The 20,721-nt window shown below is 61.8% G+C and carries 22 protein-coding genes; 13 read left to right on the forward strand and 9 right to left on the reverse strand.

The window, feature by feature from the left end:
• Positions 1 to 334: 334 nt before the first annotated feature.
• Both AC1DQR_RS34785 and AC1DQR_RS34790 read right to left on the reverse strand, forming a co-directional pair.
• A complete protein-coding gene (locus AC1DQR_RS34785; RefSeq protein ID WP_477134683.1) occupies positions 335 to 760 on the reverse strand; it encodes a tetratricopeptide repeat protein in 426 nt (141 codons plus the stop codon).
• 108 nt (positions 761 to 868) lie between these two features.
• Positions 869 to 2,692: an ATP-binding protein gene (locus AC1DQR_RS34790; protein WP_477134684.1), complete on the reverse strand. Its 1,824-nt coding sequence runs from the start codon at positions 2,690 to 2,692 to the stop codon at positions 869 to 871.
• Between the two features lie 88 nt (positions 2,693 to 2,780).
• On the opposite strand from AC1DQR_RS34790, the gene AC1DQR_RS34795 reads away from it, so the two are divergent.
• Both AC1DQR_RS34795 and AC1DQR_RS34800 read left to right on the forward strand, forming a co-directional pair.
• The gene (locus AC1DQR_RS34795; RefSeq protein ID WP_477134685.1) at positions 2,781 to 3,035 is read left to right on the forward strand and encodes a hypothetical protein; all 255 of its coding nucleotides are present in this window, start codon (positions 2,781 to 2,783) and stop codon (positions 3,033 to 3,035) included.
• A 229-nt stretch (positions 3,036 to 3,264) separates the two neighbouring features.
• Complete coding sequence (locus tag AC1DQR_RS34800; RefSeq protein ID WP_477134686.1) at positions 3,265 to 3,633, forward strand: DUF1484 family protein; 369 nt, start codon at positions 3,265 to 3,267, stop codon at positions 3,631 to 3,633.
• 111 nt (positions 3,634 to 3,744) lie between these two features.
• On the opposite strand, the gene AC1DQR_RS34805 is transcribed toward AC1DQR_RS34800, so the two are convergent.
• Positions 3,745 to 4,143: a hypothetical protein gene (locus AC1DQR_RS34805; RefSeq protein WP_477134687.1), complete on the reverse strand. Its 399-nt coding sequence runs from the start codon at positions 4,141 to 4,143 to the stop codon at positions 3,745 to 3,747.
• 622 nt (positions 4,144 to 4,765) lie between these two features.
• On the opposite strand from AC1DQR_RS34805, the gene AC1DQR_RS34810 reads away from it, so the two are divergent.
• Positions 4,766 to 5,134: a hypothetical protein gene (locus AC1DQR_RS34810; RefSeq protein WP_477134688.1), complete on the forward strand. Its 369-nt coding sequence runs from the start codon at positions 4,766 to 4,768 to the stop codon at positions 5,132 to 5,134.
• Positions 5,135 to 5,197: 63 nt separating this feature from the next.
• On the opposite strand, the gene AC1DQR_RS34815 is transcribed toward AC1DQR_RS34810, so the two are convergent.
• Positions 5,198 to 5,713, reverse strand: a complete 516-nt coding sequence (locus AC1DQR_RS34815) for a transposase (protein WP_477134689.1) — start codon at positions 5,711 to 5,713, stop codon at positions 5,198 to 5,200.
• Between the two features lie 793 nt (positions 5,714 to 6,506).
• Here AC1DQR_RS34815 and AC1DQR_RS34820 point away from each other — a divergent pair.
• The 3 genes from AC1DQR_RS34820 to AC1DQR_RS34830 are packed head-to-tail and all read left to right on the forward strand — an operon-like array spanning position 6,507 to position 7,822.
• Positions 6,507 to 6,947, forward strand: a complete 441-nt coding sequence (locus AC1DQR_RS34820) for a PAAR domain-containing protein (RefSeq protein WP_477134703.1) — start codon at positions 6,507 to 6,509, stop codon at positions 6,945 to 6,947.
• Positions 6,948 to 6,950: 3 nt separating this feature from the next.
• A complete protein-coding gene (locus tag AC1DQR_RS34825) occupies positions 6,951 to 7,514 on the forward strand; it encodes a hypothetical protein (protein ID WP_477134690.1) in 564 nt (187 codons plus the stop codon).
• 8 nt (positions 7,515 to 7,522) lie between these two features.
• Positions 7,523 to 7,822, forward strand: coding sequence for a hypothetical protein (locus AC1DQR_RS34830; RefSeq protein ID WP_477134691.1), 300 nt, complete (start codon positions 7,523 to 7,525; stop codon positions 7,820 to 7,822).
• 189 nt (positions 7,823 to 8,011) lie between these two features.
• Here the strand turns inward: AC1DQR_RS34830 and AC1DQR_RS34835 are convergent, their stop codons facing one another.
• On the reverse strand, positions 8,012 to 9,163 hold the full coding sequence (locus AC1DQR_RS34835) for a 50S ribosomal protein L11 methyltransferase (protein ID WP_183036661.1): 1,152 nt from the start codon (positions 9,161 to 9,163) through the stop codon (positions 8,012 to 8,014).
• A gap of 210 nt (positions 9,164 to 9,373) precedes the next feature.
• Positions 9,374 to 10,315: a CysB family HTH-type transcriptional regulator gene (locus AC1DQR_RS34840; RefSeq protein ID WP_183036660.1), complete on the reverse strand. Its 942-nt coding sequence runs from the start codon at positions 10,313 to 10,315 to the stop codon at positions 9,374 to 9,376.
• A 156-nt stretch (positions 10,316 to 10,471) separates the two neighbouring features.
• Here AC1DQR_RS34840 and AC1DQR_RS34845 point away from each other — a divergent pair, with 156 nt between their 5' ends.
• From AC1DQR_RS34845 to cobA, 7 genes are all read left to right on the forward strand, one after another.
• Positions 10,472 to 11,245 carry a sulfite exporter TauE/SafE family protein gene (locus AC1DQR_RS34845; RefSeq protein WP_416049496.1) on the forward strand — a complete coding sequence of 258 codons (774 nt, stop codon included), beginning with the start codon at positions 10,472 to 10,474 and terminating at the stop codon, positions 11,243 to 11,245.
• A 29-nt stretch (positions 11,246 to 11,274) separates the two neighbouring features.
• On the forward strand, positions 11,275 to 12,954 hold the full coding sequence (locus tag AC1DQR_RS34850) for a nitrite/sulfite reductase (protein WP_441633205.1): 1,680 nt from the start codon (positions 11,275 to 11,277) through the stop codon (positions 12,952 to 12,954).
• A gap of 17 nt (positions 12,955 to 12,971) precedes the next feature.
• Positions 12,972 to 13,553, forward strand: coding sequence for a DUF934 domain-containing protein (locus tag AC1DQR_RS34855; RefSeq protein WP_416049494.1), 582 nt, complete (start codon positions 12,972 to 12,974; stop codon positions 13,551 to 13,553).
• On the forward strand, positions 13,550 to 14,338 hold the full coding sequence (locus tag AC1DQR_RS34860; protein WP_416049493.1) for a phosphoadenylyl-sulfate reductase: 789 nt from the start codon (positions 13,550 to 13,552) through the stop codon (positions 14,336 to 14,338). Before AC1DQR_RS34855 ends, AC1DQR_RS34860 begins: the two co-directional genes overlap by 4 nt.
• Positions 14,339 to 14,349: 11 nt before the next feature.
• Complete coding sequence (gene cysD, locus AC1DQR_RS34865; protein WP_416049492.1) at positions 14,350 to 15,312, forward strand: sulfate adenylyltransferase subunit CysD; 963 nt, start codon at positions 14,350 to 14,352, stop codon at positions 15,310 to 15,312.
• Positions 15,313 to 15,452: 140 nt separating this feature from the next.
• Positions 15,453 to 16,757, forward strand: coding sequence for a sulfate adenylyltransferase subunit 1 (locus AC1DQR_RS34870; RefSeq protein WP_174427935.1), 1,305 nt, complete (start codon positions 15,453 to 15,455; stop codon positions 16,755 to 16,757).
• 47 nt (positions 16,758 to 16,804) lie between these two features.
• Entirely contained in the window at positions 16,805 to 17,575 is a 771-nt protein-coding gene (cobA, locus tag AC1DQR_RS34875; protein ID WP_477134692.1) for a uroporphyrinogen-III C-methyltransferase, read from the forward strand.
• A gap of 314 nt (positions 17,576 to 17,889) precedes the next feature.
• Here the strand turns inward: cobA and AC1DQR_RS34880 are convergent, their stop codons facing one another.
• Genes AC1DQR_RS34880 through lptF form a run of 3 tightly spaced genes read right to left on the reverse strand, consistent with a single transcriptional unit; the run spans position 17,890 to position 20,603 of the window.
• Positions 17,890 to 18,294, reverse strand: a complete 405-nt coding sequence (locus AC1DQR_RS34880; RefSeq protein ID WP_416049490.1) for a sirohydrochlorin chelatase — start codon at positions 18,292 to 18,294, stop codon at positions 17,890 to 17,892.
• A 33-nt stretch (positions 18,295 to 18,327) separates the two neighbouring features.
• On the reverse strand, positions 18,328 to 19,482 hold the full coding sequence (gene lptG / locus AC1DQR_RS34885) for an LPS export ABC transporter permease LptG (protein WP_477134693.1): 1,155 nt from the start codon (positions 19,480 to 19,482) through the stop codon (positions 18,328 to 18,330).
• Positions 19,479 to 20,603, reverse strand: coding sequence for an LPS export ABC transporter permease LptF (gene lptF / locus AC1DQR_RS34890; protein ID WP_150983982.1), 1,125 nt, complete (start codon positions 20,601 to 20,603; stop codon positions 19,479 to 19,481). The genes lptG and lptF overlap by 4 nt, the downstream gene beginning before the upstream one ends.
• Positions 20,604 to 20,721 lie beyond the last annotated feature (118 nt).

Raw genomic sequence — 20,721 nt, forward strand, 5'->3', positions numbered from 1 at the left:
AATCTGCGCAAGCGTGTCACCTTTGCGCCACCGCTCCCACATTAGTGCCTTTTGAGTCTCGGTGTAGTAGATCCTGCGCCTCTGTTTCATTTGCAACACCTCCACTGCTCACGCAGCGTCTAGTGTTGCATCGACCCGTTGAATCCACGGCCGGCAGGCGACCTTCGCCAGTTGGGGGCTGGACGGCTCTTGTCGACTTAACGGACGAACAAAAACCGTACCTGCGAGCTATCAATGGAGGCAATTTGGAAGCTCTTTCCGTCCGGTTGTGCGCGGCTCTGCGTAATACCTTGTCTAGGAGCTTCCCGGCAATCCTGGCGCGTTGTGCGTTCTTTCAGAGCTCGATGCGAGTCTCTAGAAAAGCAAGATACTTCGGGTCATCTTCCATGAAGATATCCATGCCAGCGCCCATATACGCGCGTGCCAGTTCGTCTGCCGCCTTATCAAACTGTTCCTCTTCGTAATACATCTGTCCGAGCCGAAGGTGGATGTAGGGGTTACCTAGGCCTTGCGGACATTGAACGGCATTGAAAAAGCATTTGAATGCCTTGTCGAAGTTGTGCATCTGCAAGTGAACGTCCCCAATTGCCACATATATCCAGGTGGCCGCCTCCCACTCTCTGGGGTCGGAAGGTAGCAGTTTGAGTGCGGCAATATACTCGTCTTTAGCCTCGACAAATTTTCCAGTCTCGGCAAGCTCATCTCCTTTCCTGCAGCGTTGCGTTATCTCAGCGTAAATGTCGACAGATAGTTCGAGCACAGGTCTCTCTCTTCAAAGGCAATGGGAAAAATTGTCACACAATCTAAAGCCGATGACCGCTGATGGCCGGAAAGCGACTGCCGGTCTGGATGTCGTCATTGGGATGTGTCAAAGCATGGCGCCAAGTCTGCGTAACCAGCCGAGCACTTCCCCAGCCGGATCGCGGGCCGCCAGTCGCTCCGCTGTCATCAGCGGGAACGCCTTGTCGGCCAAGCGAATCTTCGCTTGCGAGTCCTTCATCACCCCGTCGAACTTTTGCTGGGCGGAGAATACTTCCGCAAACAACTTGGGCACTGCTTTGCCGGCAGCATCGGGCTGATCTGCAACGGCTACATCGACCCCGAAGGCCTCTCGGATCGCGTCGGGATGGAGGTAGCACTCGATCTCGTGCTCGGCGGTCAGCACTCCCCAGGAGCCATCTTTGCGTTGGTTAACGGCATTGATTGACTCGGCATAGCTGGCGACGTCGCTGTCGTAGATATGAACTTCAGGACGGTTGAGCCGGCGCAGGTAGTGTGCCGCGACCCAGTGCTTTAGGGTTGAGCCGCCTAGGAGTACGAATGCCACACGCGGATCGGTCTCGAGATTCGGCAGGTTTCGGTCGGCTGCATGCAGCGCGCGGCTTAGGCATTTCAGCGCAACGATATCTGTCGGGCCCTCGACACAGAGCAGTACCTTCACGCGGCTGTCTGGGACGACACCGAGCGTCTCTGCTACATTGCCAAAGACGTCCGCACCCGCCTGGATCTGCGGATTCAAGCCGTCGCCGCGCGTCACGAAACGGATACTTTCCGTGGGCAGTTCGGAAGCAAAACCGGGGCTATGGGTGGTAAGAATGATCTGGCACCCCGGTTCACTTGCTAGGGCCTTGAACGACTCGATGAGAATGCGCTGATTGTTGGGGTGCTGGGCCGTCTCAGGCTCCTCGATTGCATAAATGATGTTGCGGGTGGTGCCGCTGCGCAGTCTGCGTTCTGCCTCGGCTTTGAAGAAGCTAACCAGAATGAGGCGGCGAACCCCGCTGCCACGCTTATTCAGCGCAATGCCGTCGTCAGTATCGAGACTTACAGAGAAGAGACCGGTCCATTTGGATGCCGTCGGTGGTGCAAATTGAGGTGTCAATTCGCTGGCGAGATTCGGATCGATGGTCTTCAGTGCTTCGTGTGTGGTTCTGGCGATTTGTTCCGCTTTTTCACGAACCTTCAACTGAATGCGTTCGATGTCATCCTGCACTTCCGCAATTGCAGCGGCGACAGCCGCTTTCATTGGATTCTGCACCTCGCCATCGGAATCCCGGCTGCTGCGATCGCTCTGAAAGAGCGCGAAGAGAGGCAGATGCGGTTCGATCTGGTCCCAGATGCGCTTGCTGTCCTCCTTCGGTTTCGTGACGTGGATCTCGACCTCAGCTAATTTTAGGTCACCGGCCGCTGCCCAGAGCGCTTGGCGCATACCGGGATTGCCCTTGCGTGCAACAGATAGTTTTTGATCTTCCACGCGCCGTTGTAGGTCGCGTTCCTTCAGATCGAGCAGATCTGCGACGCCCGAAGCGGTCGGGTGGGTCGCTAGGATTGAGACTTCGGCGGAGACCGCTTTCTTGCTGCAGTCAAAGGCCTTGCGGATCTTCAGCGTTCCATTGGCAGTGAGCAGATATTCTGCAGCCAGTGTCGTCTCCGCGCCGGCATCGAGGGTCAAGGTAGCGGGTAGCTCGGAAAACTCGCAAGTGATGGCGACTGTCTTGTCGCCGGTGTAGACGTTGGCATCGTTGCCATCGATCTTTACTGTCTCGTTGTTGAAGAAAATTTCGAGTGCTTCAAGGACGGTAGACTTCCCGATGTCGTTTTTTCCAACGAAAGTCGTCAGATCGGACAGGGCCACCGTGATTTCGTCACGGTAGCAGCGAAAATTTCGGATCGAAATGGATTGCAATCGCATTCGTGCTCTCTAGGAAACAGATTTAGCCAAGACACTGGCATTTGGAAGCAAACGAGTCAACCCGGATTTAGGGGGGCTGATAGAAATCATGCGCAAACCGCTGAGTACTCGACAGTTGGCGTACATTGCCGGCGATCTGCTGTGGGTTCAATCGGTCAACGCATCTGATCTTCCGAAATTGCTGGTGGCCACAAGATCGGTCTGTCCAATCATCGAGCAAGACTCCTCCCACCAAACTGGGAGCGATGACAGCGTTGCAGCGAACAAAGATCATTCGATAATCGCGACGGGAACGGTCGCCAAGTCGAATCCGGACGTTGACTCGTTGCTTCCCTTCGATTAAGAACAGGCATCAGCACGGGGCTGGCGAGCGACTGCTACAAACGCCATCGCGCGATCACATTACCGGATAGCAGAAGCCGCCCACGGCGCAAGTCCACTCCGGATTGACATCCTCCCCAAACCTCCCCGACAATCCTTACTCACCTCAAACAAAGGTGACCAGGAGTGGAAACCTGCGAAAGCATAGGCGACCAGCCGCCGCACGCGGCTAATTTTTCTATGGAACCGCAATGTCCAACTCCTCCGCTCACATCGATCAGTCCAGCCCCTCGCAGTACCCCGAGCGCACGCTCACCCTCTCCCGGCAATCCGACCTGCTCGCCGACCTGATGCGCATCACCTTCCCAGCAGACACCCCCACAAAGCTAAGCGTCCAGGAACTAGCCTATCAACTAGATGCCCTGCGCAACGACGCCCAAGGCATCGCGCAGGAAAGCTGTGCCGACTTGCTACGCGTTAGCGCAGGCCTTGGCTCCGTTCTGAGATTGCTGGATTACGACAGTGACGAGGTGGAAGACAGTCACGGCCTGCATTGCTTGCTGACGCCGTTGAAGCAGCAGTTGGATGCGGCTTTGAATCGGGTGCAGGGGTTGCTTTGAGGTAGGGGGAGGAGGGGCTGCATAGGTTCGGCGCGTGTCGCTCCTGTGCCCCCTCCCAAACAGTCGGTTCACGGCTGTCATTCCACGAACGGAAGCAGGCGCCTTCGTTCGCTACGGGAGTCTAGCCCGTAGCCAGTCCCAACGCGTCGGGGGCAATGTCACATAGCCCTTGCCATCGCGCGCGCCGATGTCATACAGCACATGATCGTGAAACCAAAGTAGGCGCGGAGCGTCGGGGTCAAGGTACGTGCGTTCTGCGAGTAATTCATCGCTACGCGCAGCATAAAGGCGAAACAAAGTGCCGTACTCTCGCGCTAGATAGCAGGTTTCACCGATGTAGTCGCCAGAATTCTCCCGCTTGCATTCGTGCGCAGTGGATCTGTCTCTAACATCCAAGCCATAGAGAACAAGACATACAGCAGCGGCGGCGAGCGCCGCCAGCCTGATCGCCGAACGTAGCCGAGGTTCGGCTTTGCGAGGTTCGGCCTTGATTTTGGTGCCTGTTTTCATAGATCGAACTCCACAACAAGCGAATCTTGACGGGCGCGTTCAGCCATTCGCGAAACGCCGGAAGCGTCTTTCGATGCGCGATGTCGGCGGGTGCACAGGCGCCTTCGGTTGTGGCGGTGTGGGCGGCGATGGCGCGGTCGCGGAGGAGGGTGGCAGGGTGTTCCGTAGGAAGCTAGAACGCTTCCACATCCTCAATGGTGCAGCATGCGCGGCTCGCGCCTGAGCACCCGCAGTGTGCTGAATTAACTGAACGGTAGCCGCTTTTCTGATCGTTTCATAGCCGCCTTCAACGCCAAATTTCTCATCGAATTTCGTACTTGTCCGATTGCGGCATAGCGCTTCTCGCTGCAGGATACCTTCCTGGTACTTGTGAAAATCACTTGCGGATCTATGCGCCAGCACTGGCGCAAGGTACATCAGGTTCAAGCCTCATGGCCTTGCGGATCTTGCAACTTCACCTGCGGCGGAGCGTTTTCGCATGGGTATTCGTTTGCCATCGGCTTCCAATGGTACTGTCCGCGTGGCGGGTCCGGGCATGCCTGAAATCCTTGGGCGACCCGATCCTGTATTCAGACCGGATGGTCTTGCATCTTCTAAATCCGATCATAGTGGAGTTTGAGCTATGATGCGCCTCGTTAAATTTCTGGCTAAGTTGCTGGTCATTCTCGTAGCTCTGGTCAGCTCGCTGATTTATGGCTGCAACGCAATGAACCGATCAGCCCGGTATCAATGCGAGCGAGAACGTTCCCCTACAGGCCAGTACATAGGTGAAACCTGCTTTCTGCCACGCGAGTACGGCGCGCTATTTCGCCTGTATGAGGCGCGCACTGGGGAGTTACTGGCCGAGCGCACATATATTGAACCTGAACCGCATAGGAATCTGATTTGGAAGCCAATTTTCGTGCAATACGATTTGGGGGCGACCGAAAATAATGGCGTCGTGGACCTACCGCCGACCTGGCTGGATCGCGTAAGGGCGAAATTGCCGTAGATCTGCACCTGGTGCGCGGAGGTTGGCGCCCTTGATGCGGGGCCCATCCTCAATCCACCCAAGTTAAGCCTCAACAAGCCTTGTAGGCGGCATGTCGATGAGGTTTGTGGCGAGGCGGACGTGGCTTAGGGCGATCCGGTCGCACGCGATGGGTACGTGTGCAACCAAGTGCAAGGTCCCGTTCAGAGCAGCCTTGGCCCAGCGCAAGCCGAGCAGCGCCGCTGACAGGACAGGCTTGGGGGCGGTGATGGCGTAGGAACGGTTGATCCGATCGTTCGCCTCGACGTCATGTTCCTGTGTGGCGCCAGGGCAGCAGAGGGTGTGGAGGTTGTCGATCAGGATTTTGGCATCGAAGTCGTGCCTAGCGACCAACTGTGAGAGGCCGGACAGGTGTTCGAGTGCCATGCGGTGTTTGAGACGTTTAAACGCCTCCTCCAGGCGCCAGCGCCGGTGATAGAGATCGCGGAAGGTGGCAGCCGGATAGCGGTGCATGTCGAGCAGATTGGTGTTCAGCACGCGCACCTTACCGGCTGGCGAAATCTGCCGGATCAGCCGGATGGTCTGCTGGTAGCCGCACACTCATAGTAGTGCGCGTCATTGTGGGCTGGAGTCGGGAGCGTGACGATGGCCTCGTCGCGGCTGGAGCGGACGAAGTGTCGCACGGCGGTAAAACCGCTGCCGTCGGCGCGCATGCAGAAAGGGATTTTTCGTTCGTTGAGCACGGCCACCAGCTAGCGAGCGGGGTAGCCGAGGTCGAGCAAGAGCAAGTCGTCGGATTGCAGGCGGTCCAGATACTCGAACAGGATCTGGCGTTCTTCGTTCTCGTGCACGTTTCGAGTTCGGCTTGCATGCCCATGCGCAAGTTGCCAAGCGGTGGGGCAGGGTGAGCTTGCGATGACGGGTGAAAGCGGCGGGACATTCAGGATGGCGGGCATGGTCTTGAAAGACCTTGGTATGCAGGTATTGGGAAAGCGCAGCGAACACATTGGGCAGGAGCATGAGAGCCAAGCGAAGATCGAGAAACGATCCTCTATTGGCCGCCGCCCTGCTTGCGCAAGCAGGGCGGCGGCCTCTCAAATCTCCTTGCCTGTCAATACCTTGCGCCGATCAATCGCGGCTTTTTGGGGGGGCGCTTAAATTGGGTGGATTGAGGAGCGAACGCCATCCATCAAGATTGGGAAATTTCTCAACTATTTTGCAGAGATTTCCTAGGAATTTTTCGTTGTGCTATTGCCATTATATGGGTGATGCGATCTGTGGGCGCCAATCATTACTGGATAAGGAGTGGATTAAAATGTACAGTGGAATTATTCGCGTAGGCGACAGGACCAATCATAACGGCACGGTGATCTAGGGGTTTCTTGATTTCAAAATCGACGGTGTTCCGGTCGCTGGTCTTGGACATCTTGTCGAATGTCCGAGATGTGGCGGAGCGTTTCCGATTATCGAGGGGGATATTTCATTCGCAATTGGCGACGCTGGAACTCCTGTTGCGCTGCACGGCATGAGAACTGCCTGTGGTGCGATCCTCATTTCTTCGGTGGGGGGATTCGCCGATGTAGAGCAATGCGATGCGGCATCGGTTTGTGCCGGGAAAGATGGCGCGATGGTGCCTTCGTTTTCGAATGGAGAGCGCGATGATTTGTATCTGTTGCTCGATAGAAGCTCCGGCGAACCCCTACAGAACACCGAGTACGCAATTGTTCGAGAAGGAGGCGCAATCGAGTTCGGACGAACAGATTCCAGCGGCCGCACGCATCTCTTGTCAACCGCCGCGCAAGCCGAAGCAGTAAAGATCTATGTGGAGGGCTGAGGAATGGCAGATAGACTGGTTTCTCCCTCCAGCGGCAAGACACTCATTCCAGTAGCAAGCCGCACGACGACGCCTTCGGCCGCCAATGCAGTAAAGCCGATTCACGTTGACCGCGAGTTTGTTGAAGTTGTGATCTTTGATAGCATGTTGCATCGAATCGGATCGCAGTTTGGTCATGCCGCGATCGAAATCGACGGCGTGGCTTACAGTCGTGCGCATAGCAAGTACTTCAAAGGTTCCATGATGGCGTATCTGCGAGGCAACGCAAAGATTCGTGATGCCGTAGGAGTCCTGCTATGGGTATCCGAACGAGAGAAGCTGATTATCCGAGATGAGTTGGAGCGACGGGTTTTGGAAGATGCGAAATACAGTCTATTTTCCAATTCTTGCAGTACGAACGTCGCAGACGTGCTGGAACTGGTTGGTATCCTGGCTCACGATCCTCGTGGATTGCCGACTCCGGTTTCGCCAGCCGATTTGCTGGCGGTTCTCAGTAAATCGAATCGATTCGTTAAGAAGCGGTTCTATAAGGAAGGGCATCAGGGTGGCGCCTCTGCCGACTGGTAGGAGTCGGTATGAAACGTATCCTGGGCCTCTTATCTATTCTTGCCGCAGCCGGCCTTCTGCTTTTCACGTTCGGCGGATACAGACTGGGACTAACGGTCCATACCGTGTCTCAGCGCATGCCTTTGTATGGCGGAATGGAAGACATGATGCTTCCGGAGCGTCCATCCATCGGATACCTTCTGCCGGGGGAAAGGTGCGTGCTTGTCCAGCAGGCTGCGAAGGCGATACCGGCTTCACGCGTCCGATGTGGGGAGAGGGAGGGCTGGGTGACGGAGATCGATGCCTTTGATCCGCCTATCGCGTTTTGAGTGCGCGCGCCGTGTGGAGGGGCCGGGGAGGGGCCTTCGCAGGTTGGATGGGTGTCGCGCTTGCTGGCTCGCGCCCTCTCCCCCGCCCCTCCCGCAGGCGGGAGAGGGGAGACAACAGAGCGGAGGGTGAAACGGCTCTGGTGTCTTTGAACCCAGGCGACGAGCGTCGCCCGGTTTATCGGCCGCAGCTTACTTGATACCCAAGCGCCACAACGAAGTCACCTCAGCCGCACGCGCAGCATGCAGCGGGTCGGTCATGTCCGCAGCCTTCGGGTGGTTGGGCTTTACCTCCAGCCGCCCCAGCACCTTCAGCCCGGCCGCATCGATCCAGCCCAGCAACTGGTCCCGCGTGCGCAGGCCCAGGTGTTCAGCCAGGTCCGACAGCAGCAGCCAGCCTTCGCCCTTGGGCTCCAGGTGATCGGCCAGCCCGGCGATGAAGCCCTTCAGCATCTGGCAGTCCGGGTCATACACCGCGCGTTCAATCGGCGAGTTGGGGCGTGCCGGCACCCACGGCGGGTTGCACACCACCAGCGGGGCGCGGCCTTCGGGGAAGAGGTCGGCTTCCACCACTTCGACCTGGGCAGCGGCCTTCAGTCGGTGGATGTTGTCACTGGCGCAGGCGAGTGCGCGCGGGTCCATGTCGGTGGCGATCACGCGCTTGACGCCGCGCTGGGCTAGCAGGGCGGCCAGCACGCCGGTGCCGGTGCCGATGTCGAAGGCGAGGTTGAGGGCGCCGGCGGGTAGCTGGGCTTTGGCCACCAGGTCGATGTATTCGCCGCGCACGGGGGAGAACACGCCGTAGTAGGGGTGGATGCGTTCGGCCAGGGCGGGGATTTCCACGCCTTTTTTACGCCACTCGTGGGCGCCGATCAGGCCGAGTAGTTCGCGCATGGATGCCACGTAGGGGGCGTCGACCTCGCCGTAGGCTTCGAGGCAGGCTTCGCGCACGTCGGGGGAGCGGCGCAGGGGTACGAGGTGGTCGGCGTCAAAGGGCAGCAGCAGCATGGAGAGCGTGCGGGCGCGCTGGGACTGGGCCTGGCGGTGCAGGTGGAAGGCTTCGGTGGGGGTGGGCTTGGCCTTGGGCACCTTGGATGCCTTGGCGGCTTTCTTGGGCTTGTCGGCGCGGCGGGCCAGGGCCTGGAGCAGCTGGCGGGCGTTTTGGAAGTCGCCGCGCCAGAGCATGGCGGTGCCTTCGCAGGCGAGGCGGTAGGCGGTGTCGCCGGTGGTGGTGTCGTCAGCGATGACGACGCGCTTGGGCGGGGGCGTGCCGGCTTCGGATTGCCAGTTTGCGCTGCGTTCTTCGCCGTTTTCGGTCCAGTGGATGGTGGCTTGCTCTGTCATAGGGTCTTTCTGGCTGCCTGGGGCGGCCAATGGGTTGTGCTGCGTTGTGCTGATAAGTCTGGTCAACCGGGGTTGGCCATTCAAGGTGATCCGTCCCTGCCGCGCGCCGGTTGCATCCGGGGCGCCGTGGCGGGGCTGGCATGGCGCGGCTGATGGCTGTCTCTCTGTCTCTATATGGTCAGCCGCGCAGGATTGGGTAGGGGTAGTGCGTCAGAGTTCGTAGGCTTCGTGGTCGCCCGACATGGCTTGTTCTACCAGCTTGCGGTTGAGCGTTGGGGAGAACAGCTCAATAAAGGTATACACAAAGCTGCGCAGGTAGGCGCCTTGCTTTACAGCCAGGTGCGTCACATTGGTGCCGAACAGGTGCCCGGCGGGGATGCCGCGCAGGTTGCGGTCGCGCTCGGCGTCAAAGGCGACGCCGGCGACGATGCCCACGCCCAGGCCGATTTCCACATAGGTCTTGATGACGTCGGCGTCGATGGCTTCCAGGATGATGTCGGGCTTGAGGTGGCGCAGCTCGAAGGCTTTATCGATCTTGGGGCGGCCGGCGAAGTTGGGATCATAAGTGATGAGTGGGTAACCCATCAGGTCTTCCAGCGCCAGGTGCTTCTTTTCTAGCAGGGGGTGGTCGGGGGGCATGACGACCACGTGCTGCCATTGGTAGCCGGGCAGGGAGATCAGGTTTTTGTCGGCCGAGATGCCTTCGGTGGCGATGCCGATGTCGGCGTGGTCGTGCAGCACCATGTCGGCGATCTGGGCGGGATTGCCCTGTTGTATGGACAGGCGCACCTTGGGGTAGCGCTTGGTAAACTCCGCGATCACCCGGGGCAGGGCGTAGCGCGCCTGCGTGTGAGTGGTGGCGATGGTGAAGTTGCCCTGGTCCTGGGCGGCGTAGTCCTTGCCTACGCGTTTCAGGCTTTCCACTTCTTGCAGGATCTTTTCTACCGACTCCAGGATGCGGCGGCCGGGCTCCGTCAGGCTGCGGATGCGCTTGCCGTGGCGGGTAAAGATGTCCACGCCGAGCTCTTCTTCCAGCTCGATGATGGCCTTGGAGACACCGGGTTGTGACGTGTAGAGCGCTTTAGCGGCTTCGGTCAGGTTGTAGTTCTGACGTACGGCTTCGCGCACAAAGCGGAACTGATGCAGGTTCATATAACTGTGTTCGTATAAACAAACAACTTCTTATTAGTTTGAGATATGAGGGCAGTTTATTACGATTCTCGAACTTTGTTAATGAACGGTCGGAACCTCCGTGTGCTTGCCTCACTTTTAGGCAGCAACGGGCGCTTACCGGCCCGGTGAACCCCAATGTCTCTTGCCTATACCGTTTCCGGTCTGCTAGTAGGCGTCCTCGTCGGTCTGACCGGGGTAGGCGGGGGTTCGCTCATGACGCCGCTGCTGACGCTGCTGTTCGGCTTTTCGCCGGCCACGGCGGTTGGCACGGACCTGGCTTTTGCCGCCATCACCAAGGGTTTCGGCACGCTGGCGCACCGCGCCCACGGCCACGTGCAGTGGCAGGTGGTGCGCCGCCTGTGCATTGGCAGCCTGCCGGCCGCGGTGGTGGCCATCCTGGTGCTCAAGAGCGCCGGCGAGCTTAACGCGCAGTGGCTGCACGCCATCCGCATGACCATCGGCGTGTCGGTGATCCTGACGGTCTTGTCGCTGCTGTTCCGCAAGCAGATGCTGGCGTGGCTGTCCCGCAACCCCAAATTCCAGCTTGAAGGCCGTGCCCAGACCATTGCCACCATCGTGGTGGGCGCCGTGATCGGCGTGCTGGTGACGGTGTCCTCGATCGGCGCCGGTGCGGTGGGCGCCACCTTGATCCTGCTGCTCTATCCCCGCATGAAGCCTGCCGAAGTGGCGGGCACCGATATCGCCTACGCCGTCCCGCTGACGGCGCTTGCCGGCCTGGGCCATGTGTGGCTGGGCACGGTGAACTGGACCCTTTTGCTGGCCTTGCTGGTGGGCTCGATCCCCGGCATCTGGCTGGGCGCGCAACTGTCGCGGGCGTTGCCCGAGCGGCTGGTGCGTGCCGCGCTGGCTACCACGCTGACGCTGGTGGCCATCAAGCTCGTCTCCTGAATTTAACGAATACTGAACGGACCCACACCATGTATCAGTACGACCAATACGACCAGCGCATCGTCAACGAACGCGTAGCCCAGTTCCGTGACCAGGTGCGCCGCCGCCTGTCCGACGAACTGACCGAGGAAGAGTTCCTGCCGCTGCGCCTGCAAAACGGCCTGTACATGCAGCGCCATGCCTACATGCTGCGCGTGGCGATTCCGTACGGTTTGCTGTCGAGCAAGCAGATGCGCATGCTGGGCCATATCGCGCGCGAGTATGACCGCGGCTATGGCCACTTCTCCACCCGCCAGAACATCCAGTACAACTGGATGGAGCTGGAGCGCGTGCCCGACGTGCTGGCCGAACTCGCCAGCGTCGAGATGCACGGCATCCAGACCTCCGGCAACTGCGTGCGCAACATCACCACCGATCACTTCGCTGGCGTCACGCCCGATGAGTCCGTGGACCCGCGCGTGCTGGCTGAGCTGCTGCGCCAGTGGAGCACGTTCCAGCCGGAATTTGCGTTCCTGCCGCGTAAGTTCAAGATCGCCATCTCCGCTTCGGCCGATGACCGTGCCGTGGTGCAGATGCACGATATCGGCATCTACGCTTACCGCAACGCCGAGGGCGAAACGCGCCTGCGCATCCTGGCCGGCGGCGGCCTGGGCCGCACCCCGATCCTGGGTTCGGTGATCAAGGAAGACCTGCCTTGGCAGCATCTGCTGTCGTACGTGGAATCGGCCATTCGCGTGTACAACCGCTATGGACGCCGCGACAACAAGTACAAGGCGCGTATCAAGATCCTGGTGAAGGCCATCGGCGCGGAGAAGTTCGCGCAGGAAGTCGAGGAAGAATGGCAGCACAGCAAGGATGGTCCCGCCACCATCACGCAGGCCGAGTTCGACCGCGTGGCGCAGTACTTCGCACCCCCGGCCTACGACAAGCTGCCGGACACCGACGCTTCGTATGAAAAGCACCTGCTGGAAGACAAGGCTTTTGCCCGCTGGGTGAGCCGCAGCGTGCATGCGCACAAGGTGCCGGGCTACGCGGCGATCACGCTGTCGACCAAGCCCGGCCCGGCATCGCCCCCGGGAGATGCCACCGATGCGCAGATCGACCTGGTGGCTGACCTGGCCGACCGCTACGGCTACGGCGAGCTGCGCGTGGCGCACGAGCAGAACCTGGTGCTGCCGGACGTGAAGAAGCGCGACCTGTACGCGCTGTGGCAAGAGGCCAAGAAGGGCGGCCTGGCTACCGCCAACATCGGCCTGCTGACCGACATCATCGCCTGCCCGGGCGGCGATTTCTGCTCGCTGGCCAATGCCAAGTCGATCCCCATCGCGCTGGCTATCCAGGAGCGTTTCGACAACCTGGACTACGTGCACGACCTGGGCGAGATCTCGCTCAATATCTCGGGTTGCATCAACGCTTGCGGCCACCACCACGTTGGCAACATCGGCGTGCTGGGCGTGGATAAGGACGGCGAGGAGTGGTACCAGGTCACGCTGGGTGGCGCGCAAGGCAACAAGAGCGCCATCGGCAAGGTGATTGGCCCGTCGTTCAAGGCTGAGGAAATGCCGGACGTGGTGTCGCACATCATCGACACCTATGTGGCCAACCGCCATGACGACGAACGCTTCATCGACGTGCTGGGCCGTATCGGCATCGCCCCGTTCAAGGAACGCGTCTACGCCGACAAACAACGCGAACGCGCCGAAGCCTGAGCACCGGAGATAACGACATGGCAAAGATTATTCAACTGCAACGCGGCGAAGGCGCCAACCCGGTTCCGGTCATCATCGACGACGCATGGACGGTGCTGCGCGGTGCCGAGGGCGCGGCCCTGACGGAAGAGCAGATCGTCGCCGCCGCGCAAGGCAAGGACGCTGTGCTGTTCCCGCTGACCGCATGGCTGGCGCACAAGGACGGCGTGCTGGCTGGCCGCGCTGCCGACATCACCGGCATCTGGCTGGCGCCGGAAGACGAGCCGGCCGACGCGCAGGCTGCGTTTGCCAGCGTGGCCGTGGTGGCGGTGGATTTCCCCGTGTTCCGCGATGGCCGTGGTTTTTCCACGGCCTACCTGCTGCGCACCCGCTACAACTGGACCGGCCAGCTGCGCGCCATTGGCGACGTGCTGCGCGACCAGCTGAACTTCATGAAGCGCTGCGGCTTTGACGCCTTCGCGGTGCGCGCGGACAAGAACATCGACGATGCCATCAAGGGCTTCACCGAGTTCACCGTGGCCTACCAGGCATCGGTGGATGAGCCGCTGCCGCTGTTCCGCCGCAACCGCGCCGAAGCGCTGGGCAAGGAAACGGCATGAGCGAGATTGCAATCGTCGAGGCTCCGGTCTCGTCACTGCGCCCCCCGGCGCTGTGGACCGCGCCGGCGTACACCGGCAGCGTGGCGGATCTGGAGGCCAAGGAGCGTGAGCTGGGCCTGCGCCTGGCGCAGATCGCCGGCCGCTTTTTCCGTGCCCGCTTTGCGTCCAGCCTGGCGGCCGAAGACATGGTGGTGACCGATGCCATCCTGCGTGGCACCGAGGCCGTGCGCGCCGGCATCCGCGTGTTCACGCTGCAAACCGGGCGCCTGCATGCCGAGACGCTGGCGGTGCTCGATGAGGTCAAGGCGCACTACGGCTACGACATCGAGCGCTTCACGCCGGACCCCGAGGCGGTGGAGAACTACCTGAAGAACCATGGCCTGAACGCGTTCTACGACAGCGTGGACCTGCGCAAGAACTGCTGCGGCATCCGCAAGGTGGAGCCGCTGAACCGCGCGCTGTCCCACGCGGACGCCTGGCTGACCGGCCAGCGCCGCGAGCAGGCGGTGACGCGCTCGGAGCTGCCGTTCGAGGAAATGGACGAGGCACGCGGCATTCCCAAGTTCAACCCGCTCGCCGACTGGAGCGAGGCCGAGGTGTGGGCTTACCTGAAGCGCCACAACGTGCCGGTCAACGCGCTGCATGCCAAGGGTTACCCCAGCATCGGCTGCGAGCCTTGTACGCGTGCCGTGCGCGCTGGCGAGGATGTACGCGCCGGCCGGTGGTGGTGGGAGAGCAAGGACTCGAAAGAGTGCGGGCTTCACGAACAGAACATCAAGCATTGAGGCCAGACGAAATGGGCATCATGAACGAACTGACCGGCGCGCCGGAAGTGGCGCACCTGCTGCAAGTGCAAAACGATCACCTCGACAAGCTCGAGGCGGAATCCATCTACATCATCCGCGAGGTGGTGGCGGAGTGCCGCAACCCGGCGCTGCTGTTCTCGGGCGGCAAGGACTCCATCGTCATGCTGCACCTGGCGCTCAAGGCCTTCCGCCTGGGCGACCGCAAGACCGAACTGCCGTTCCCGCTGGTGCATATCGACACCGGCCACAACTACCCGGAAGTGATCCGCTTCCGTGACCAGCGCGTGGCCGAGCTTGGCGCGCGCCTGGTGGTGGGCCGTGTGGAAGATTCCATCAAGCGCGGCACCGTGCGCCTGCGCAAGGAAACCGACTCGCGCAATGCCGCGCAAGCCGTGACGCTGCTGGAAACCATCGAAGCCAACAAGTACGACGCCCTGATGGGCGGCGCCCGCCGCGACGAAGAAAAGGCGCGTGCCAAGGAACGCATCTTCTCCTTCCGCGACGAGTTCGGCCAATGGGACCCGAAGGCCCAGCGCCCGGAACTGTGGAGCCTGTACAACGCCCGCATGGCGGCCGGCGAGCAGATGCGCGTGTTCCCGATCTCCAACTGGACCGAGCTGGACGTGTGGCAATACATCGCCCGCGAAGAGCTTGAGCTGCCCCCGATCTACTACGCGCACCAGCGCGAAGTGGTGAAGAAGAACGGCCTGCTGGTACCGGTCACGCCGATCACGCCGAAGCAAGACGGCGACGTCAGCGAAGTGATCTCGGTGCGCTTCCGCACCGTGGGCGACATCAGCTGCACCTGCCCGGTGGCCAGCGTTGCGGCCTCGCCGATCGAGATCATCGCCGAGACGGCGGTGACGGAGATCACCGAGCGCGGTGCGACGCGGATGGACGACCAGACCAGCGAAGCGTCGATGGAACGCCGCAAAAAAGAAGGCTACTTCTAACCCGGACGCATAGGCGGGCACATCGCGTCGTTGCGAGAGTGCTCGTGTACCAATGTACACGTCGCCCTCACGCGCCTAGCGCTGCCTCCCGCCTATGCGCCGGAGCGAGCGCTGCGAGAGGGACGAAGATAGGATTTGAAATGAGCACCCAAGCAACACACCAAGGCCTGCTGCGTTTTATCACCGCGGGTTCGGTCGACGATGGCAAGAGCACCCTGATTGGCCGCCTGCTGTACGACAGCAAGGCTGTGCTGTCCGATCAGCTGACCGCGCTGACCAACGCCAAGAACAAGCGTACCGCCGGCGAGCAGATCGATTTCTCGCTGCTGACCGATGGCCTGGAAGCCGAGCGCGAGCAGGGCATCACCATCGACGTGGCTTACCGCTATTTCTCCACCGCACGCCGCAAGTTCATCATCGCGGACACGCCGGGGCATGAGCAGTACACCCGCAACATGGTGACGGGCGCGTCCACAGCGCACGCCGCCATCGTGCTGGTCGACGCCACCCGCGTGACCGTGACCGACGGCCGCGCCGAGCTGCTGGCGCAGACCAAGCGCCATTCGGCCATCCTGAAGCTGCTGGAACTGCAACACGTGATCGTGGCTATCAACAAGATGGACCTGGTGGAGTTCAGCGAGGAGCGCTTCAACCAGATCCGCGCCGCCTACACCGAGCTGGCCAGCCAGCTGGGTTTGAAGGATGTGCGCTACGTGCCGGTGTCGGCGCTGCGTGGCGACAATATCGTCAACGCCAGCCAGGCCATGCCGTGGTACCAGGGCGAGCCGCTGCTGCCGCTGCTGGAAGCCCTGCCGGTGGAAGAACCCGCACCCGAAGGCGACGCCGCGCTGCGTTTCCCGGTGCAGCTGGTGATCCGCCAGGACGGCGCCCAGGCTGACGACTTCCGCGGCTATGCCGGCCGGGTCGAGGCAGGCACCGTGCGCGTGGGCCAGAAGCTGCGCGTGCTGCCGGCCAACCGCGATGCGCTGGTGGCGGAAGTGCTGACGCCCAACGGCGTGGCCGAATCGGCCAGTGTGGGCGAGACGGTGACGGTGCGTTTGTCGGAAGACGTGGATGTGTCACGCGGTGATATGTTCGTGGCTGCCGCCGCGGACAGCGTTTCGGCCAAGAAGCTGACCGCCGACCTGTGCTGGTTCGACGATGAATCGCTCAATCCGGCCCGCAAATATGTGCTCAAGCACACCACGGCTAGCGTGTTCGCGCGCGTGTCGTCGGTGGATCGCGTGCTGGACGTGCATACGCTGCTGCACGAGACCGACCGCCACGAGATCGGCCTGAACGATATCGGCTCGGTGCAGATCTCGCTGCAAAAGCCCATCGTCTGCGACAACTATGGCGACAACCCGGCAACCGGCGCGTTCGTGCTGATCGACGAAGCCACCAACCACACCGTGGCCGCTGGCATGATCCGTGCGTTCGCTTAAGGCGAGTGCATAGACAAATCGATCCAGTGAGCGCGAAGGAGCATGGCATGGGCAAGGTCTATCTGATCGGCGCGGGTCCCGGCGCCGCGGACCTCATTACGGTGCGCGGTGCACGGCTTTTGGGCGAAGCCCAGGTGGTGCTGCACGATGCGCTGGTTTCGCCCGAGATGCTGGCATGGTGTCCGCAGGCGCAGCTGATCGAGGTGGGCAAGCGCTGCGGCCAACGCTCCACCGCGCAGTTGTTCATCAACCGCCAGATCGTGGACCAGGCCAGCAAGTTCGAGCGCGTGGTGCGCTTGAAGGGCGGGGATCCGATGCTGTTCGGCCGCGCCGACGAGGAGCTGCAGGCGCTGGAAGAAGCCGGCATCGAGTACGAGGTCGTGCCGGGCATCACCGCCGCGCTGGCGGCCGCTTCCGCGATCCGCAAGCCGCTCACCAAGCGCGGCGTGTCGCGCAGCGTGGCGTTTGCGACGCAATCCAAGGCGGCCGACACGATCGACGTGGAGGCGGATGTCAAGGCCGATACGGTGGTGTATTACATGGGTCGCGACCAGGCGGCATCCATCGYCGCGCAGTTGATCGCGCACGGCAAGCCGGCGTCCACGCCCGCCTGGGTGGTCGAGGCCGCTACCTCGGCGCACCAGCGCAGCCGCCAGTTCACGCTGCGGCAGATGGCGGCGGGCGAGGCGGCGGCCTGGATCAATCCGGTGCATCCCAGCCTGCTGATGATCGGCGAAGCGCTGGCCTCGCGGGCTAGCGAGGTGGTGCCGCAGGATGTGGATGGCGACGTTGCATACGCGCGGACTCGCGCGGCCTGAAGTGCTGGGTGCGCCAAATGAAAAAGCCGGGCAACGTTGCGTTGCCCGGCTTTTTCTTTGTGCTTGTGTGCTTGTGCGCTTGTGAGCTTTCGGGCTGCGCTGGTTTGCTCCCCTCTCCCGCTTGCGGGAGAGGGGCCGGGGGAGAGGGCGGGCGCTCGTTACGCCGTCGTGCTGGAAAACACCGCGGGCTTCGTTTCAAGTGGCTCCTAGCTAAGCCACCCCTCTCCCCGGCCCTCTCCCCCTGAGGGGCGAGGGAGTGAAAGCCGGCGTCATGGCGCGCGGCTTTGGCCCGTTCTTCGGCTTCGTTCGATGTCTCAGGTGCGCTGTTCCGCGCTGCTGAGCGTCGCCGCGCAATAAGCCGCAATCGCATCCAGCACGCTGTCATCCTCGCCGACAGCCGCCGCGCAGCGGATCGTCACCCCCGGAAGCTTGCCCCGGCAATCATCCAGCAAGGCCGGCAGGTCCCGCCGCAGATGCCCGCCCTGGCCAAAGAACACCGGCACCACATTGATGTCGGTAACGCCCCCGGCGGCCAGCGCCGCCAGCGTATCCGGCAGCGAAGGCGTCATCAGTTCCAGGAAGGCCAGGCGCACCGCGCAATCCGGCAGCATGGCTGTCAGCCTGGCGTGCAGCCGGTCAAACGGCTCGCGCCAGCGCGCATCGCGCGCGCCATGGCCGAACAGCACCATGGCCTGGCGGGGAAGGGGCGTGGTATTCATCTTCGAGCCTTAATGCTTGCGCTGGCTGGCTGCTTAATGCCGGTCCACCCAGCGCAACGCGCCAAGCGCCACCAGCAGGTACAGCGTGCCGGGGATCAGCGCCGAGACGATGGGCGGCCAGGTATGCAGCAGCCCAACGTGCGAGAACAGGGTGTTGGACAAGTGGAAGGACAGCCCCAGCATGATGCCGCCGAACACCTTCACACCCACCGCGCCGGCTCGCGCGTGCAGGTAGGCAAAGGGCAGGGCCAGCGCCACCATCACGAACAGGGTCAGCGGGTAGATCACTTTCTTCCAGAAGGCGATCTCGTAGCGCTGGGTGTCCTGCTTGTTGTCGCGCAGGTGGCGGATATAGCGGAACAGGTCCACCGTGGACATCCGCTCCGGCTCCACCAGCAGCACCGACAGGATCTGCGGCGTCAGCTCGGAGCGCATGGCCATGGTGGGCACGCTTTGCTGCTCGCCGCGGAAGGCCGGTGCCAGGGCGTCCGCCTTGCCGGGCTCGCCCTTGGGCAGCTCCAGGAAGTGGGTCTCGGTCACGCCGGTGAGCTGCCAGGACTGGCCTCCCTCGTAGCGGCCTTCCTTGGCCACGCGGATCACGCTCAGGCGGTATTGGTCGTCGAACTCGTAAATGGTGACGCCGGTGATGCTCTGGTCGGGCCGCAGGCCGGCCACGTTGACGAAGCGCGTGACCTCATGGCCCTTGGAGGCATCGCGGTCGCGGTCCTTGACCCACACGCCGGAGCGAAAGCCCGCCGACACCGTGGCGCCCAGTGCTTCGAGCTTGACCTTCTGCGCGTACTGCTCGGCCTTGGGGCCGATGAACTCGCCGAAGATAAACGTGGCGATGGCCAGCGGAATCGCCAGCTTGAACAGCGAGAACAGCGCCTGGCGCGTATTCAGGCCGGCCACCCGGAAAATGGTGTACTCGGACTGGCTGGCCAGTTGCGAGAACACATAGATGGCGCTGATCAGCACGGCGATCGGCAGCACCTCATAGATGCGGGTGGGCGCCTGCAGGATGACGTGGAAGAACGCCACCAGCGAGGTGTAGCGGCCGGCCACGCTCTCCAGCTCGCTGAGCATGTCGAAGAACACGAACAGCGCCAGCACCGCAAACAGGATGAAGGCAAAGACGCCGTAGATCAGCCGCGCGAAATAACGCTCGTAGACGCGCAATACCTTCATGCCTGGTTCTCCCGGGCGCCACCCTTGCGGGGCAGGCCGAAGACCGCACGCCAGCCACCCAGGCTGCGGTTCTGGCGGTAGCGGAACAGCATCACCGCGCCCAGCAGGGCGATCAGGTGGAACGGCCACCAGGCCAACGCGAACGGGATGGAGCCGGAGCGCACCCAGGCCTGCGAGAGATTGATCACGTTACTGTAGGTGAGGTAGATCAGCACCGCGAAGACCAGGGGCGTGTAGCGGCCCAGGCGCGGGTTGACGTAGGCAAGCGGGATGGCGATCAGCACAAAGTTGAAGGCCAGCAGCGGCAGCGACAGGCGCCACAGCAACTCGCCCAGGTTCTCGTTGGTGCGGTTGCGCAGCAGGTCGATGGTGTCGCGGCTCTTGGTCGGCAGGTTGGCGTCCGATTCAGGTGGTTTGTTGTCCACCTTGACCGCGTACTGGTCGAATTCGACGATGCGGTAGTCGATCTTGCCCGGCGTGCCGGCATAGCGGCGGCCGTTTTCCATCACCACCATGCGGTCGCCGTTGGGCATGGTTTGGAACTGGCCCTGGTGGGCCAGCGCCACGCCGATCTTGTCGGCCTCGGCGTTGGCCACGAAGACGTTGCGCGCGTGCTTCATGTCGGCGTCGATGCCTTCGATGAACAGGACGTAATTGCCCTTGGCCGGCTCGATGAAGCGGCCGGCGGCAATCATGGACAGCACGCCGCGCTGCTCGAAGCGGTCGCGGAACAGCGCGCTTTGCTGGTTGGCCCACGGCCAGGCGAACATGCCCAGCAGCAGCGACATGATGATGAAGGGCGCGGCAAATTGCAGCACCGGCTTGACCAGGTCGCGCAGCGAGATGCCGGCCGAGAACCACACCACCATCTCCGAGTCCTTGTACCAGCGCGTGAGCACGATCAGGGTGGAGATGAACAGGGTGGCGGACAGCAGGATCGACAGGTAGCCGATGGTGGCCAGGCCGATCAGCATCAGGACGTCATTGGGGCTGGCCTGGCCATTGGCGGCCATGCCGAGAATACGGATCACGAGCGAGGTCAGCATGAAGGTCAGCATGACCAGAAACACCGCGCCGGCGGTGTATGCGAGCTCGCGACGCAAGGCTTGTTGAAAGATCATGCGGAGTCGGTTCCGGGCTGCCGGCCGGCGCGGGCGATGTCGGTGCCGGGGGGCTTGCTAGCAAGCATAGCGGACCGGCGGCGGCAAATCGCGGATAATAGGAGCTTTCGTGGTGGAC

The sequence above is a fragment of the Cupriavidus sp. 05L411 genome (genome assembly GCF_056398045.1).